Source organism: Fodinibius sp. GM108 (genome assembly GCF_058386985.1).
In genome coordinates this window covers 223,820-240,028 of sequence record NZ_JBYEIR010000002.1, presented here as the reverse complement: position 1 = coordinate 240,028, position 16,209 = coordinate 223,820, and the positions used below count along the sequence as shown (strand labels likewise).

Annotated in this window: 18 protein-coding genes and 4 tRNA genes; 13 read left to right on the top strand and 9 right to left on the bottom strand. The window is 43.9% G+C overall.

Annotation, left to right across the window (positions count from 1 at the left end; all coding sequences use genetic code 11):
* The first annotated feature begins 69 nt into the window (after positions 1–69).
* From ACT3ID_RS04385 to ACT3ID_RS04365, 5 genes are all read left to right on the top strand, one after another.
* On the top strand, positions 70–1,029 hold the full coding sequence (locus ACT3ID_RS04385) for a glycosyltransferase family 2 protein (protein ID WP_491540771.1): 960 nt from the start codon (positions 70–72) through the stop codon (positions 1,027–1,029).
* Between the two features lie 150 nt (positions 1,030–1,179).
* Positions 1,180–1,253: transfer RNA gene (locus ACT3ID_RS04380), tRNA-Pro, on the top strand.
* 85 nt (positions 1,254–1,338) lie between these two features.
* Positions 1,339–1,412, top strand: a tRNA-Arg gene (locus ACT3ID_RS04375).
* 18 nt (positions 1,413–1,430) lie between these two features.
* Positions 1,431–1,501 (top strand) — tRNA-Cys (locus tag ACT3ID_RS04370).
* A 104-nt stretch (positions 1,502–1,605) separates the two neighbouring features.
* Positions 1,606–1,678, top strand: a tRNA-Glu gene (locus tag ACT3ID_RS04365).
* Positions 1,679–1,722: 44 nt separating this feature from the next.
* Here ACT3ID_RS04365 and ACT3ID_RS04360 read toward each other — a convergent pair.
* Positions 1,723–2,352: a helix-turn-helix transcriptional regulator gene (locus ACT3ID_RS04360; RefSeq protein ID WP_491540770.1), complete on the bottom strand. Its 630-nt coding sequence runs from the start codon at positions 2,350–2,352 to the stop codon at positions 1,723–1,725.
* A gap of 184 nt (positions 2,353–2,536) precedes the next feature.
* Between ACT3ID_RS04360 and ACT3ID_RS04355 the strand changes: the two genes are divergently transcribed.
* From ACT3ID_RS04355 to ACT3ID_RS04325, 7 genes are all read left to right on the top strand, one after another.
* Positions 2,537–3,247, top strand: a complete 711-nt coding sequence (locus tag ACT3ID_RS04355; protein WP_491540769.1) for a superoxide dismutase — start codon at positions 2,537–2,539, stop codon at positions 3,245–3,247.
* An 18-nt stretch (positions 3,248–3,265) separates the two neighbouring features.
* Positions 3,266–3,847, top strand: coding sequence for an NADPH-dependent FMN reductase (locus ACT3ID_RS04350; protein ID WP_491540768.1), 582 nt, complete (start codon positions 3,266–3,268; stop codon positions 3,845–3,847).
* Positions 3,844–4,683, top strand: coding sequence for an arylamine N-acetyltransferase family protein (locus tag ACT3ID_RS04345; RefSeq protein WP_491540767.1), 840 nt, complete (start codon positions 3,844–3,846; stop codon positions 4,681–4,683). The genes ACT3ID_RS04350 and ACT3ID_RS04345 overlap by 4 nt, the downstream gene beginning before the upstream one ends.
* Before the next feature lie 33 nt (positions 4,684–4,716).
* Positions 4,717–4,914 carry a tautomerase family protein gene (locus ACT3ID_RS04340; RefSeq protein WP_491540766.1) on the top strand — a complete coding sequence of 66 codons (198 nt, stop codon included), beginning with the start codon at positions 4,717–4,719 and terminating at the stop codon, positions 4,912–4,914.
* Between the two features lie 183 nt (positions 4,915–5,097).
* Positions 5,098–6,357, top strand: coding sequence for an MFS transporter (locus tag ACT3ID_RS04335; RefSeq protein WP_491540765.1), 1,260 nt, complete (start codon positions 5,098–5,100; stop codon positions 6,355–6,357).
* The gene (locus ACT3ID_RS04330) at positions 6,344–6,466 is read left to right on the top strand and encodes a hypothetical protein (RefSeq protein ID WP_491540764.1); all 123 of its coding nucleotides are present in this window, start codon (positions 6,344–6,346) and stop codon (positions 6,464–6,466) included. The genes ACT3ID_RS04335 and ACT3ID_RS04330 overlap by 14 nt, the downstream gene beginning before the upstream one ends.
* On the top strand, positions 6,459–7,025 hold the full coding sequence (locus tag ACT3ID_RS04325; protein ID WP_491540763.1) for a Rossmann-fold NAD(P)-binding domain-containing protein: 567 nt from the start codon (positions 6,459–6,461) through the stop codon (positions 7,023–7,025). Before ACT3ID_RS04330 ends, ACT3ID_RS04325 begins: the two co-directional genes overlap by 8 nt.
* Before the next feature lie 19 nt (positions 7,026–7,044).
* On the opposite strand, the gene ACT3ID_RS04320 is transcribed toward ACT3ID_RS04325, so the two are convergent.
* From ACT3ID_RS04320 to ACT3ID_RS04305, 4 genes are all read right to left on the bottom strand, one after another.
* Positions 7,045–7,614, bottom strand: coding sequence for an ATP-dependent Clp protease proteolytic subunit (locus ACT3ID_RS04320; RefSeq protein ID WP_491540762.1), 570 nt, complete (start codon positions 7,612–7,614; stop codon positions 7,045–7,047).
* Between the two features lie 154 nt (positions 7,615–7,768).
* Positions 7,769–8,251 carry a helix-turn-helix domain-containing protein gene (locus ACT3ID_RS04315; RefSeq protein ID WP_491540761.1) on the bottom strand — a complete coding sequence of 161 codons (483 nt, stop codon included), beginning with the start codon at positions 8,249–8,251 and terminating at the stop codon, positions 7,769–7,771.
* 233 nt (positions 8,252–8,484) lie between these two features.
* Complete coding sequence (locus tag ACT3ID_RS04310; protein WP_491540760.1) at positions 8,485–9,033, bottom strand: DinB family protein; 549 nt, start codon at positions 9,031–9,033, stop codon at positions 8,485–8,487.
* Position 9,034: 1 nt separating this feature from the next.
* Positions 9,035–9,340: an antibiotic biosynthesis monooxygenase family protein gene (locus ACT3ID_RS04305; RefSeq protein WP_491540759.1), complete on the bottom strand. Its 306-nt coding sequence runs from the start codon at positions 9,338–9,340 to the stop codon at positions 9,035–9,037.
* Between the two features lie 213 nt (positions 9,341–9,553).
* On the opposite strand from ACT3ID_RS04305, the gene ACT3ID_RS04300 reads away from it, so the two are divergent.
* Positions 9,554–10,174, top strand: coding sequence for a CGNR zinc finger domain-containing protein (locus ACT3ID_RS04300; RefSeq protein ID WP_491540758.1), 621 nt, complete (start codon positions 9,554–9,556; stop codon positions 10,172–10,174).
* 226 nt (positions 10,175–10,400) lie between these two features.
* Here ACT3ID_RS04300 and ACT3ID_RS04295 read toward each other — a convergent pair whose 3' ends face one another.
* From ACT3ID_RS04295 to ACT3ID_RS04280, 4 genes are all read right to left on the bottom strand, one after another.
* Positions 10,401–10,985 (bottom strand): LOG family protein, encoded by a 585-nt coding sequence (locus ACT3ID_RS04295; RefSeq protein ID WP_491540757.1) that lies wholly within the window; start codon positions 10,983–10,985, stop codon positions 10,401–10,403.
* A 92-nt stretch (positions 10,986–11,077) separates the two neighbouring features.
* Positions 11,078–12,172, bottom strand: a complete 1,095-nt coding sequence (locus ACT3ID_RS04290; protein WP_491540756.1) for a site-2 protease family protein — start codon at positions 12,170–12,172, stop codon at positions 11,078–11,080.
* A 64-nt stretch (positions 12,173–12,236) separates the two neighbouring features.
* Positions 12,237–14,936: a cation-translocating P-type ATPase gene (locus tag ACT3ID_RS04285; RefSeq protein WP_491540755.1), complete on the bottom strand. Its 2,700-nt coding sequence runs from the start codon at positions 14,934–14,936 to the stop codon at positions 12,237–12,239.
* A 20-nt stretch (positions 14,937–14,956) separates the two neighbouring features.
* A complete protein-coding gene (locus tag ACT3ID_RS04280; RefSeq protein ID WP_491540754.1) occupies positions 14,957–16,102 on the bottom strand; it encodes a chemotaxis protein CheB in 1,146 nt (381 codons plus the stop codon).
* Positions 16,103–16,209: the final 107 nt, after the last annotated feature.

The following is a 16,209-nucleotide window of genomic DNA, read 5'->3' as shown; positions in this document are numbered from 1 at the left end:
ATCTGCATCGGCTATAATTCTGTGATATTATTTTGTAGATTTGGCCTATCCAAAATTTAGAAATCAGTCATGTTTTTTTCGGTTATAATTCCTGTTTACAATCGTCCCCAAGAAGTAGATGAGCTTCTGAATAGTCTTACCAAACAAACCTATACAGACTTTGAAACATTGATCATAGAAGATGGTTCCGAGGAATCCTGCAAACACGTCACAGAGAAGTACAGTGGCACACTTGATATCAAATATTATGCAAAGGAGAACTCGGGCCAGGGGTTCAGCAGAAATTATGGCTTTGAACGAGCCAACGGCGACTATTTTGTTGTCTTTGACTCTGACTGCCTGATTCCTCCCCACTACTTTGAGACAATCAACAACTATCTGCAGGAGCACAAACTGGACGCTTACGGCGGTCCCGACCGAGATCACGAGAGCTTTACCCCCGTTCAGAAAGCGATCAGTTATGCCATGACCTCCCCCCTTACGACAGGCGGTATCAGGGGAAATAAACAACAGATCGGCACCTTTCATCCCCGCAGTTTTAATATGGGGATTTCCAGAGAAGTTTACGAACAGACTGGTGGGTATCGCATTACCAGAATGGGAGAAGATATCGAGTTCAGTATCCGCATTAAGAAGCAGGGGTTCAACATCGGACTTATTCCCGATGCGTATGTATATCACAAACGACGCACAAATTTAAAGCAGTTTTTTAATCAGCTTCATTTTTTTGGGCGTGCCCGGATAAATATCAGCCGGTTTCATCCATCGGAAATCAAACCCGTTCACACCCTGCCCGCACTATTTACGCTTGGAATGCTCTTTTTCATCACCCTCCCCTTCTGGAACATGAGCCTCTTCAATCTACTGCTTATACCTTTCGTAATTTTTTTTGCTCTCATTTCTATTCACTCCTCCATCAAAAATCGGGATATATACATCGGATTACTTAGTTCTGCCGCCTCATTTATTCAGCTCATTGCCTATGGTATCGGGTTTATAAGCGAATGGTGGACTAAGATTTGGGAGTGAAATTCCTTAGCTTTTCGAATTGATTTGAGACTTTAAGTCTCTTATATTTGACATCTTTCTGAAAGACAGGGAGCTGATGTTTTGCTTCTGATAATAAAGCAGAACATTAATCCTCATTTTTCTTTTATGTATTGATATTGATCGACCTTACGGGGAGTGGCGCAGTCAGGTAGCGCATTCGCTTTGGGAGCGAAGGGTCGCTGGTTCAAATCCAGTCTCCCCGACTCATTAGCCTGATGAATGTTGAGTTATGGATATTCGGGCGTTGAATTTTGAATTACTCATTCATGATTCTACATTCACATACGAGCGCCCGTAGCTCAACTGGATAGAGCAACTCCCTTCTAAGGAGTAGGTTACAGGTTCGACTCCTGTCGGGCGTACAGAGCACAACATATTTTGGCGACGTGGCCGAGTGGCTAGGCAGAGGTCTGCAAAACCTCCTACGGCGGTTCGAATCCGCCCGTCGCCTCAGTTTATAGAACGCAGATGGCACGAATCGTACAGATTTTCGCAGATTAAAAGTTTTCTGTGGTCATCTGCTCTATCCGCATTATCTGTGTTCTATTCTAAAATGCCGCGTTCGTCTAGGGGTTTAGGACGCCGCCCTTTCACGGCGGTAGCACGGGTTCGAATCCCGTACGCGGTACTCTTAAAAAGCCCTTGCATCTGCCCCTGGCGGTGTGAGGGCTTTTATTTTTGATATATCCGATAGGCACATCGCCTGGCTCCTTTGATGATATGTTCTGTCCGCTCAACCTTTGCTTCGTCTCCCAACACTTCCCGGAAAATATTCAGCTCTGCCCGGCAAAATCCCTGACAGGCTTTGGCAGCCGTACAAATGGGACAGTGATTTTCCACGAGGATAAACCCCTCTTCATCTTTTTCGTATTCTGCCATATATCCCTCCCGGCTGCGGATTTCCGTTAGCTTTGCCACCCGTTCTTCCAGGTCTTCCGCTTCCTCCAACTCTCTCTTGTAACGAGATAATGTTTTCTTTTCATGTGTTCCGATCACATCATCCACAGCAGTTTGGCCCAGTGTTTCGCGCATCATATCAATTAGATTTGCCGTCAAATCCGCATGCGCATCAGGAAAACGGTCGTGCCCTTTTTGCGTCAGCGACCAGATCTGCTTAGGACGTCCCCGTCCCTCGGCAACGGATTCGGACTTCACCAATCCCTCCTTTTCCAGCTTCAACAAATGAAACCGTGCTCCTTCCGTTGTAACCTCCATCTCATCGGCCAAATTTTTTACCGATTTCGGTCCCTCTGTTTTAAGGATAGATACTGCACGTTCCCGATCCGGCAATTTATTTTTCATAATAAACAAAGCATTTAATTAGCAAATCCTTTTATAATAAATAATTCCCTTCTAAAGTCAAACATGACCATCCTTTTTAAGCCTTGATCGCTGTTTGAAATTTTCTATCTGCTCCATAAATAATAAATAACCTAATAAACAAAGTGTTTATTTTGTTTATTGTGAAGAATCTTTAGATTAGCGGATGAACAAGAACAAATACTCAAAAACTATGACTCACCAGTTACCTACACTTTCATTCGAGTACGATGCCCTGGAGCCCTTCATTGATGCACAGACAATGGAGATCCATCATTCCCGTCACCATCAGGGATATGTAAATAAGTTTAATGATGCTATCAAAGATACTGAATACGAAAGTAAATCTATTGAAGAAATCCTCTCATCAGCTTCGGAGCTTCCGACAGCAATACGCAACAATGGCGGCGGACATTATAACCACAGTCTGTTTTGGGAGATTTTGAATCCGAACGGCAAAGAAGAACCCGACGGAAAGCTGGCCAATGCTATAGATAAATCTTTCAGCTCGTTTGCCTCCTTCAAAGATATCTTCTCACAGATTGCAGCTTCCCATTTCGGCTCGGGATGGGTATGGCTGGTTGTCAGCAGAGAAAATAATCAGCTGGCTGTCACATCAACTCCCAACCAGGATAATCCTCTGATGTATATAGCCGATATTCAGGGAATTCCCATCCTCGGACTTGATCTCTGGGAGCATGCCTATTATCTCAATTATCAGAACAACCGCGCCGACTATATCGAAGCATTTTGGAATGTAATGGATTGGGAAGCTGTGGAAGAAAAATACAGTAAATCCAAAGAAAACTCATGGGATAAAATTTTGAGATATACTACTGTTGCTTTTCATCACGAATCTATCAATCAGAAAAGTTGAAGGAATAAAACTACCATTATGAAAATAGCAATCCTCTTGGGCAGCGTACGAATGGGACGTCAAACCCACAAAGCTGCTTACTACCTCAAAAAGAAACTGGAAAATCGTAATATCGAAAGCGATCTCATTGATCTGGCGGAAGAGCCACTGCCGGTACTTAAAGAACGGGTGAGACATCATCCCGATCCGCCAGAAAATGCGGTAAAAATCGGCAAGCGGCTTAACAAGGCCGATGCTTTGTTGCTTGTAACACCGGAATATCACAGTAGCATTTCAGGAGTTCTTAAAAATGCAATCGACTATTACTGGAGTGAATTTCAGAAGAAACCTATCGGAGTTGTGGCTGCATCGGCCGGAAGTTTCGGCGGGATTAATGCCTCTACTCACCTGCAGCAGATCATCCTGGGCATAGGAGCCTATCCGATGCCGCTGAATTTGCTGATACCCCGGGTACACAACGCGTTCAATGAATCGCACGAGCCACAAAATGAAAAAATCGTAGAATCGACAGAGAACTTCCTGGATGAATTTCTCTGGTTCGCCGACGCCCTGCATCAAAAGAAAATCGCAGAACAGCAACACAAAGAGGAGGTCGCATGAGTTCTTTCGTTGATCTGGACAAGTATTTTGAACGCATCGGATATGAGGGACCGGAGTCTGGCACGCTGGAGACTCTGAAAATCCTTCATCGAAAACATACGGAACGTATCCCCTTTGAAAACCTCAATCCCTTCCTGGGAATCGAGGTAAAGCTGGATACTCCATCATTGGAGCAGAAAATGATCCGCAACAAAAGAGGCGGCTACTGTTTTGAACAGAATCTCTTGTTTCGTGATGTACTTCGATCAATGGGATTTGACGCAAAGGGACTGGCAGCACGCATCCGCTGGAATAAAGAGGAGGATGAAATAACTTCACGCGGACATATGCTGCTCCTTATCGATGTTGATAGCCAAAAGTATATTGCCGATGTGGGTTTCGGCGGACAGACGCTTACTGCTCCCTTGCAGCTTAAAACCGATATCGCACAGAAAACACCGCACGAGCCATATCGTCTGATCCAAAAAGGCGAAGAATATCTCATGCAGACGCTGGTCAGAGATGAATGGAAAGATGTCTATCAATTTGATTTGCAGGAGAATTTTCGGCCGGATTATGAAGTCACCAGTTGGTACCTGTCGAATCACCCGGAGTCACATTTTGTCACGGGACTCATAGCCGCACGTCCGGAGCCCGGTCGGCGCTATGTACTGCGCGACAACCGATTCTCAATTCACTATACCAACGGTGGAACGCAAAAGCAGTATCTCAAAACAGCGGAGGGGATCAGGGAAGTGCTTGAAGATACATTCCTGCTGTCCCTCCCGAAAGGAAAAGACCTCGATGAAAAATTATCTCAACTGATTGAGACTGAACATAATAAACAGCCTATTTAACCATCATCATTATAAAACTTAAAAACTAACGTTATGCCTACAATACAAGTAACGATTCCTCAAAATGATCTCAACCAAAACCAAAAATCTCAGCTGATTGAGCAGCTTACAGAATCAATAAGCGAGTTTTATATCACAGAAAAAGATGAGCACGTAAAAAAGTTTGCAAATGTTCGAATACATGAAACAGCCCAAAGCGGGTATGGTGTTGGGGGCAAAATAATAGGTTGATTCCTGCTGCAAATGAAGGTCGCTTTTTTACAATCTTCTCTGCGGCAGAACGGGGAGTTTACCATGAAATCTATAGCGAGACGGCGACTTTCCTCTCGAGGGGAAATGCATCCTGATAAAAAAGGTGTCAAAAAACGTTTGAAATTGAAATTAATATCGAACTCACGTTAGAATAAAAGCCAAATGAACAAAAATAGTTTTTCAACCAAGATGACGCTGCTGTTGGTGAGCAGTCTCACCGTAATGTCGGGAGCAACCATCGCTCCTGCCCTGCCTGCCATTAACAACTACTTTACCAGCGTAGAGAGCGCAGACTTCCTGGTCCGATTGCTACTCACTGTTCCTGCACTATTTATTGTACTTGCGGCTCCCATCGCCGGTGCAATTACCGACCGCTGGGGACGCAAAAAGCTGCTCATTCCGGGACTTGTACTTTATGCTGCGGCGGGCAGCTCCGGACTCTACCTGGATTCGCTGGGAGCCATTTTAGCCGGACGTGCCCTGCTGGGAGTTGCCGTAGCGGGATTGATGACTACCGCCACCACCCTGATTGCAGATTATTACGAAGGCAGCGAACGTGCAAAATTTATGGGATGGCAGGCAGCATTCATGAGTTTTGGAGGAATTATTTTTCTGGCAGCAGGAGGCTTTCTGGCTGAAGAAAGCTGGCGGTGGCCCTTTGCTGTCTATTTCTTTGCATTCTTACTCGTACCCCTGGCCCTTTTTGCACTGCCAAAACCAGATATCGAGCAACCGGATAATCAAAATTTTAATCCGGCAAAACCAAAAATAACTTTTCCCTGGAAACTGCTGGGATTCATTTACAGTACATTACTTTTGGGTTCTACAGTATTCTACTTTGTCCCGCTGCAAATTCCTTTTTACCTGGAAACGCAGATCGGCACCAGCCCATCGGCAAGCGGTATGGCTATCGCAGTATCTACATTGTTCGGGATGTTTACCTCATTGTCTTATGGCAAGATTAAATCCCGGTTGGGGTATGTCCCCATTCTTGGCCTCACTTTTGGATTGATAGGATCAGGATACTTGCTGATCGGAATGGCATCAACATTTTCAACTGTCGTGGCGGGGCTTGCTTTCTGTGGGCTCGGTATGGGACTTTTATATCCCAACCTAAACCTATGGCTCACATCTGAGACACCGGTAGCCATTCGCGGCAGAGCTGTTTCGGGATTTACAACTGCCATCTTCCTGGGACAGTTTATATCCCCATTTGTAAGCCAGCCAATGGTAGAAGCTTTCAGCCTTGAAACCATGTTCTGGACAACCGGCATTCTGTTGATTTCACTGGCTGGAACTTTTCTCCTGCTTCGCCGCCCTATTCTAGCCTTTACCTCTACCGAGACCGCCAAAATTCATCCTGATGAAGACAGCGCTTCGCTCAAAAAGAAAATCACATCCCATACCCATGACCTTTCGTAACGGAAATATTCATCCGCATGAAGCTGATGTACACCGACAGATGGAAACCGGTCACGGCCACGAAAAAGTTGTGCTAACCTTTAAACTAATCATCCAGCACTATGTTTAACCTGAAACATATACTCATCATCGGTGGAACTGGAATGTTACGGGGTGTTACTACTCATTTTATTGAACAGGGAAATATCGTTTCTGTTCTGGCCCGCAACAAAGATCGACTAAAAGCTCTCAAAGAGGAATACCCCAACAAGAGAGGAAGAATCTGGACAATTTCTCAGGATTATCGGGATTCAGAGAAAGCCCTGGTCAAAGTCAAAAAGACGGCAGATATGTTTGTTCATATCGATCTGGCTGTTTTATGGATCCATGATACCGGCCGCCGGTTTTCGGATGAGGTGAGAGAGTTTTTGCTCTCTCACCATCCCAAAACAAAAGTATACCAACTGTGGGGAAGTTCGACAGTCAATCCACTGAAAATGAGTCGTTCAAAATGGCGAAAATATTATCCTGAACGATACCGGGAGATTTTTCTGGGTTATAAAAAAAGCGGATCTTCATTACGGTGGCTAACGAATCGTGAAGTTTCGGAAGGCACCATTCGGGCGATTGAGGAGAATACTCCGCAATATGTTATAGGTACAGTTGATGCATGGGACCAAAATCCCTGAAATTTAACGGGATATCTCCTTATTCTACTTCAGAAATCCGTTCTATAATAGAGCCGACTAATCCGTATTCCTTGGCCTCTTCTGCTGTGAGCCAAAAGTTACGCTGGGTATCTCGCTGGATCTGTTCTAACGGCTTACCGGTAGCATCGGCAAGAATCTGATTCAAACGCTGGCGCATCCGCACAATTTCTTCAGCCTCTATGGCGATATCGCTTCCACTCCCCTGCACGCCACCAGACGGCTGATGCAGCAAAAAGCGGGTATTCGGCAGAGAATAACGGTCTTTTGCAGGTACTGAAACGTAAATTAAAGCACCTGCACTGGCTACCCACCCGTTGCCTACCATTCGGACACGGGCATCGATAAAGCGAATGGCGTCGTAGATGGCATGTCCCGAATCCACATGTCCACCCTGCGAGTGAATAAACAGGGTGATCGGATCATTTGATTCTGAAGCAAGAGCCAACAGCTGGCCGGCAACATTCCCCACCAGTTCTTGCGTTATCTCACCATTAATTATGACGATGCGCGATTTGAACAGGCGGTCGGCTATGGTTTTCTGTATCGAAGGGTGTTTGTCAGGTTCCATAATAAATTCTCTTACATTTAAAGGTGATCTTTAAAAACATAAGGGGCTCGCAAAACTAAGTATTGTAAAATATTGCAGACAAAAGGAGAAGCCAGGTGCCAGAATAAGATTTTTATGTTTACAGATTCTGATTTCTACATTCCTGAATGTTTCTTTAATTCCGATTTCTAAAAAGTTCTTCCTGATATTCCTTAGGCGTTTGCCCTGCCTCTTCCCGAAAAAGTTTGTTCAGGTGACTTTGATCATAAAAACCTGTTTCCACAGCAACCTGTCCCGGAGCTATCCCTTTCTCCAGTAGTTTTTTGGCTTTTTTGATCCGCTTTTGTATCAGGAATCTCCAGGGGGTAATACCTTTTTCACTGGAAAAGCGACGAATAAGCTGATATTTGCTGAGTCCCGCTTCATTTGCCAGCTCCTCCAGAGAAATATCTTCGGTGAGATGCTCTTCCATATACAAAATAACGCGTCCCACTTGTGGAGTGTCATCTTTTGTTGATGATCGTCTGCTCCTATTCTCTTTTTTCTCAACTCCGGCAAAAATTTGTTCCCGGCAGTAAGAAACACCAACTCCTTGCAATAAGCTGTCTAACTCTTTTAAAAACAGTAAATATGAGACAATGTTTGTAGTAGGCTTCATAACAGAATTCCCCGTCATTTGTTAGAGGCATAGTAATTAAGATAGAATATATGGTATGTCATCCCGGGGAGCTTTCCGCAATTGTAGAAAATCACTTCTAATAGGCTTGAGATCCCTCACCCGATTAATCGGATCCGGAATGACTTATAAGTAATTTTTCACCCGCTAAATGAGTTCTGTTAACTAAACTTATTAGTTGCTCAAATAGTTTAAAGACTCTGTGTTTAAAGCTCTTACTTGTTTTGAGCCAGAATTTCGTAGGGGAATATTTGATAGCTGTATTTTAGGAACCCTGTTTCAGGTAATTTCTTACTTTTTCTGTCGAACAGTTTACTTATGTAGATGATCTGTCCGAGGTGATAGATGTCGTGCTGTATTATACCATTCAGGAGATAACTATATGTGTAGGGTTTTCCTGCTACCTGCTGCAATAGCAGTGAATCGTCATGTCGACCGAGCAGTTCTAACAGGTTTCGTTGGCTGTCATCGAGACGCTCTTTCAGAATATGCCAAACATTTTTCTGCTCATTCGAATACAATTCCCAATCGAAGGTCTGTTCCTGCTCGGGAAGATATTCCGTTTCACCACTCAATCGACCTCCCGCAAATTCCCTCCAGCCGATTATATGAACGGTCAGCTCAGCAATAAAATGCATACCGTTACCCGGTGACTTAAAAATGTATGCCGGATCCACCGATGCAATTCCGTCTCTGACAGATTGGCCATACCAAGGGTCTCCGTCGTAGACCAGATTAAGCTGTTTTATTATATTCTCCAGCATATCAGCTATCCTCCAATACTTTGTAGTGATCAACAAAGGGCTCCAGCTCCAACAGATATTCTTCATCTTTGGGATAATAACGGGCTTTCTCATATTTATCCCCGGCAAAATCCTTGATCGATCTGTATGAATCCCACCAGGTAATCAGCAGGTAGTGAGTATGTTGTTTGTCATCCTTCCGCAATACCTTCAGTCCTAAATTTCCTTTGGCCTTTTTGTAATCATTAAGACCGGTCTCCTTCAGGTAGTTGTAGTAGACATCAGCCTTTTCTTTGGGAACTACTCCGTGCCAGATTCTTGCTATCATAAGACTGTCTCCTCTTGTTATCTATTATTTTTACTATCAAAACTTATTTAACTAGTAAAAATATAGTGAACAAATTTTTACCACCAAAATTTATTTTGATGGTAAATAGTTATATTTTAATGAAAAGCTCTATAGCCCAGGCGTTAACGCCTGGGCTACCTATTTTGCCACCAGAGAATAATTTTTAACAGTTAATCATAAATTTTTTAATACATGCAGGAGCGCTCAATTGATACACTGCCTCTCGATGGGGGCTGGCTTTGTCTGGATTTTATAAACACGGTTCACGACCGAACGGCAGAAGTGCCTTTCGACTACTTACCGGATTATAGTGCACTACTCGACTGGTCCGTCAAGGTAGAAACGTTAACGACCGGAGAAAAAGCAGAACTGGAATCGGCCGCTGCACAAAATCGTGAAGAGTCAAAAAACATAGTTAAGACTGCAAAGGAGACACGCAGCATGCTCTATGATTTTTTTCTTGCGGTTGCCCAAAATAATCCTCCCGATCCAGACACACAGTCTAAATTCAATAACCTGCTCGCAAGAGCTATGGAACAGATTGAGTTGAAGGTGGAAGAAAACCTGGAAGTGCACCAGAAATGGAAAAGCAAAACAGATCTTCGATATCCACTTTATCCAGTGATTAAGTCAGCCTATGATCTACTGACTTCAGATATGCTGGACCGGGTCAAAGAGTGCGGGGCGTGCGGGTGGTTATTCCTGGATCAAAGCAAGAACAAAAGCCGGAAATGGTGCAGCATGGAAAACTGCGGCAGTAATGTGAAAGCCAAACGGTACTATCACAAGAAAAAGAAGGGAAAAGATAGCTAAAAAATATAGAAACATACCCAAATATCTTGCTTATACTAACGTGTTCAGCGGTTAGGTTTAAATAATCCTAAGAATGATTTTCTGTTCTATTTTTACCCACTCCTGCCCTTGTGGAATCCTCCTACGGAGGGCTACTACGTAGCATTCCACGGGGCCTGCCCCTGTGGAATCCTCCGAAACATCGGAGGGCGTGAATTTAAAAAAGAGATGCTGATAACTCACATTCTCAGGTATCCTGACGATTTATCCATTTCTCTACTATGGGAGATTCATAAGTTTTAAATCGCGTTAACAAAGCTTCAGGATCCTTTTCTATTAAAAGCATTTCACGATGATCAGGCTTTATAAAATGCTCGGAAACGGCATGATCCATAAAAGCAGAAAGATGATCAAAATAACCGTTGATATTCAAAAGTCCGACTGGTTTCCGGTGGAGACCAAGCTGTCCCCACGTAAGCATTTCAAACAGCTCTTCTACCGTGCCCATCCCACCGGGCAGCGCTATAAATCCTCCTGCAAGTTCTGCCATCCGCGATTTTCGTTCATGCATAGAATCCACTACCTGCAAGTCTGTGAGACCATTATGAGCAACCTCTTTGTTAACTAAATTTTCAGGGATGATCCCTGTAACATTCCCACCGTTTTCTAAAACAGCATCTGCAAGTTTGCCCATTACTCCAACGCTGGCGCCCCCATAAATAAGTTCTATTTTTTGCCGGGCAAACAACCATCCCAAATTTTGCGCCTGTTCTGTATATACTGGTCTGCGCCCGGGACTTGATCCGCAGTATACACAAATTTTGTTAAGCATAATTTCTTAAACTGAATATTGAAAGTTCGATATTGACGTGCGAATATTACTGTTTACAATCAATTTCGCAATTGGAATGCAGAGTTGTTTTACTAATAATCCAGTGAGGCACGGAAAGTCATAAATTCATTGATATTGTTCATATCAATGGCACCTACTAGTTGTCCGTTATACATGACAGGAAAAAAAGATTTACTATTCGAACGTATTTTCCGATAAACATCAGTCAGATCATCATATAGCTCTACCGTATAAACTTCATCGTCCATGATCTCCTCCACCTTTTTATCCGCCTGTCTATTTTTAAAAGCCTGCATCAAATCAGATTGGTAAAGAATACCCTGGACCTCTCCATGTTCTATGACTATAAAGTCGCGCTCGGTACCGGTCAGGATAATATCGATCACATCATTCAGAGTTTCGTCGGGGTGGACTGTAGTAATATTTGTCATCATAGCATCACTTACTTTATGGCCCCTTAACAACGAAAGCTGCTGCACCATCATATTTTCTCCCTGCGCGCCAAAATAAACAAAAATGGCTATAAGGATGAGTATCGGATTATAAAGCAACCCGATCAAGAAGAACAGGAAAGCTACCCCCTGACCCAGTCGGGCAGCCATCTGTGTGGCTGTGACACGATCAAATTTCATAGACAGCAACGCGCGAAAAACTCTGCCGCCATCCATTGGAAACGCGGGAATCAAATTAAACAGCACCAGCATTACATTTGCAGAGAAAAGATAGAACAGAAAATTATTGGCATTAATAGCACTCATCGTCTCTTCCAGCATCTCCGGATCTTGAGTCATAAACTCTTCCATTGGTACCACTAGGTAAAGTGCCAGCGCTATTACCACATTTACAGCTGGTCCGGCTATAGCAACCATGAATTCTTCTTTGGGATCTTCGGGCATGTCCTCTAAACTAGCCACCCCACCTATCGGAAGCAGGGTTATCTGACGTGTCCCAATTTTAAACTTTCGTGCCGTAAGTGCATGACCCAGTTCATGAAAAACAACGCAAGCAAATAATACCAGTACGAAAAAGATACTCCAAAGAATTGATTGGAGATTGCCTCCCCGGGTCAGCTCCAGGAAAACAACCCACAGTATCAGCAACATAAACGTCCAGTGAACTTTAACCCCGATTCCTGCAATTTTTCCCAGATTTAAAGATCCTTTCATAAAGATGTAAATGGTTTGTTGTTGATTAGCTATAAAGATAGACACTGTAAACGATCTAGCATAATCACAATTCTTTATCTGCTGTTCTCTTTTTAAAATAAGAAGATACTATCTTTTGTAACTGTCCGATCACCAACGGCATAATACTCATAAAAGCTACTACCAACCATCCTTCACGGGTAGGAATTGTCAGCTGCATTACATCTGCGACAGGCGAAATGAAAAGTACACCCAGTATCAATATTAAACACAACACAACCGCACCCCAAACCCAGCGATTTCGAACGATGGAATTATCAAAAATCTTACTGTTACTATCGCGCATATTGAAAACGTGCCAGAGCTGTGATAGAGCTAATGTCAGAAAACTCAGCGTAACCGCTTTTTCAGAAGAAATATCCAGCCAGTATATACCGATGAACAAAGCTCCAAGTACAGCTCCGGTTATCAATAAACCAAAACCTGCAATCCCCCTCCAGTGTCTGTGGTCAAGGATCGGTTCATCAGACTTTCTCGGCGGCTGCTGCATAATTCCCTGGTTACCTTCTCCCACTCCCAGAGCCAGAGCGGGAAAGACGTCGGTCACAAGATTCAAGAACAAGATCTGCAACGGCAGTATTGGCAGCGGAGCACCCACTATTGTAGCTATACCCACTACCAGCACCTCGCTGACGTTACATGACAACAGGTAATAGACGAAACGGCGAATATTACCAAATATAATACGCCCCTGTTCAATAGCGGTGACAATAGTAGAAAAAGCATCATCTGTCAACACCATGTCTGATGCTTCCTGAGCCACTTGAGTGCCGCGTTTTCCCATGGCAATGCCGATATCCGCTTTTTTTAGCGCCGGAGCATCATTTACGCCGTCACCAGTCATTCCAACCGTATGACCATTTTTCTGATAGAGCTCTATAAGATCAAGCTTTTGCTTAGGACTGATACGAGCAAAAATATTGCTTTCCATGATATTACTTGAATCATCAGCCGATAGATCCACCTCATTCGCCGAAGGCAGTTCTTTTCCGTGAATAACTTTTACCTCATCACCGGTGACCAATCCCACGGCCCGACCAATATATTCGGCTGTTTGAGGCTGGTCGCCCGTAACCATCACCACACGGATACCGGCCTCTTTGCATGCTTCCATAGCAGGTTTCACGTCTTTGCGCGGTGGATCGAGCAAGCCCGCCATCCCGATAAAAACCAGGTTTTCGTATGGATCTCCTTCAATGCTCTCTGTCTCCCGGAAGGCAATGGCTATAACACGGAGACCCTCGGCCGCCAGCTGCTGATTGATGGACAACCATTTTTCCTTTTCCTCACCGGTTAACTTACGTTTTTGTCCATCAGCCAGATAAAAATCACAATACTCCAGCAATGTATCTGGTGCCCCCTTGACCGAAATCCGATACCAGTCATCCTCAATCTCATTCCACGTCGCCATCATCTTAACTTCCGGATCGAATGCCTCTTCACGTCTTTCGGGATATCGTTCCTGTAATTCATTCTGTTCTATACCGGAAAGATGGCCCGCTTCGAGCAGTGCTATTTCCAGCGGGTCTCCACTTCCTCCGCCATCCTGATTTCCTGAAAAGGTGGCGTTGTTACACAGAACACCAGTTTCGAGAGCCAATTTCAGATCACTATCCAACTCTTCAGCCTCTGGGAAAGATTCTGTATTTATCTTTCTATCGGCTAAAAACAGCTGGGTGACACTCATTTTATTTTCAGTGAGCGTACCGGTCTTATCTGTAAAAATAGTCTCTGTTGCGCCAAGTGTTTCCACCGAGGACAGGCGTCGAATCAACGCATTTTTTCGCGCCATAATACGCATCCCCTTTGCCAGGGCAATAGTAGCTACAATGGGTAATCCCTCTGGAATGGCGGCTACCGCCAGTGCAATCCCTGTCTGGATCATCAGGAATGTCTCTTTACCTGCAAAAATACCACTTACTGTAATAAAAGCAGTGATTATCAGCGTCAATATGATTAACCGATAGCCGAGACGGTCCAGCCGATCCTCGAGAGGCGTCTGCTCTTTTTCAGCTTCTTCAACCAGCGAAGAGATATGTCCCAACTCTGTTTCCTGTCCGGTAGATACCACGACCCCTTCACCGGAACCCCGCGTGATGGCTGTACCCTTGTACAGCATAGAAGTACGTTCTGCCAACACCGTATCTTCATCAACAGGATCTGCATTTTTACTCATAGGCATACTTTCGCCGGTGAGAGCGGATTCATCCGCCTGTAATTTTGAGGCCTCAATAATTCTCATATCTGCGGTAATGACGTCTCCCCCTTCAACCAATACAATGTCTCCCGGTACCAGATCCCGTGCATCCACATTAAGAACTTCTCCATTGCGGCGCACCCGGGCCTCCACTTTTCCGAGTTTGTAGAGGGCTTCCATAGATCGGACGGCTCTTAGTTCGGTGAAGAAACCTATTGCCGTATTGATAGCAATAACTACCGCAATAGCCCATCCCTCCAGTATCTCATTATAAAGAAATGAAACGGCCGCAGCTAAAACCAGCAATAAAATAATCAGGCTTTTTACCTGATCTAACAATATCTGAAATAATCCTTTTTGCTGATGCTTTTTGAGCTCATTGGGACCGTAATAGCTCAGGCGCTTTTGAAATTCTTCATTGGTAAGACCGGTCGCTTTCGAGCTTTCCAATTTTTCTAGAACATCTTCTGCCGTTGCAGTCCATGCCTTTTCTGTGATACCGGTGGTTACTGTAGAGGGACTGCTCATATTTCTTGTAGATAGATGAATTATATCAGCGACCGGAAGTACTCGGGTTTTCGTTTATAAAGGTTGAAATGATATGATCGGGGCGAACGCATCTTTTTATGAGACCGGATAACTTTGTGTGTCAAATAATCACTTAATAACTCTGCAGGATAATATTCATCGGTAATTTCACTTCTTATTACTGATAATGGCAGCTCATCAACCATTGCATCGCCAGGATCCTGTACCATCAAACGACCGTTACTTTCATCAATAGCACGAGCACCGGCAACTCCGTCTATTCCAACTCCACTAAGCAAAATTCCTAAAACCCCCGACCCGTATAATCGTGCAGCCGATCTGAACAGTACATCTATAGAAGGACGTACTCCATTTTCTCTTGGACCGCGATGAACCTTTAGGAAAGACCTGTTACCACTTTGTTGTATTTCACAATGTGTACCCCCGCTTGCCACCCATACGCTGCCGGGCAACAGATCGGCTTCTTCTGTGGCTTCATGAACATTAAGATTGGTATTGTCTGCTAATTCTTTTGTTAAAACGCTGGTATAATAACGGGGAAAGTGCTGAGCGATAACAACAGGTATAGGAAAACCAGACGAAAAGTTTTTCAAGATTGTTTTTAAGGCCTTTGGAGCTCCCATGTTTCCGCCTATCACAACCACCTTAATCGATTGGTCGAACTTGCTTTTATTTTCTGATGATTTTAGTTCTTCCCTATTTGTTTTTTCAATAAGCCAGCTGTCAACATTTCTACTCCTGATTATACGAGAGATCCCCTCAATAATAGGCGGCACTCTTTTTTTAAGGTGGCGTCCTGACAGCAACAAAGCAGTATTTGATACAGGCGTGGTTATCACATCAATTGCTCCTTTGCGAAGGGCGTAAAATGCGCTTTGGGCTCCTTCAAATGAACGAGAACTTATTACCACAACCGGCAATTGGGGGAAGTGCACGCGCAGTATATGGAAAACGTCGTAACCGGATTCAGCCACTTGCTCGATATTCAATAACACAAGATCGGGATTTACATCCCGAACTAACTCCTCAACCTTGTCCAGCTCACTACTCGTCTTTATCTCAACGGGCTCATCGTTCAAAACTCTCGCTATCGCCCTTCGGACCAAAATATCTTTATCAATGATAAACACTCTCATTTTATCCATAACTAACTCCTCTCACTATATATAAAAGACAGGTGTTCTAATGATTGACCTTATTATAGAACTTAAGGCTTTAACATCTTGTACGGTCAATAAGAAGATAGTTGTGA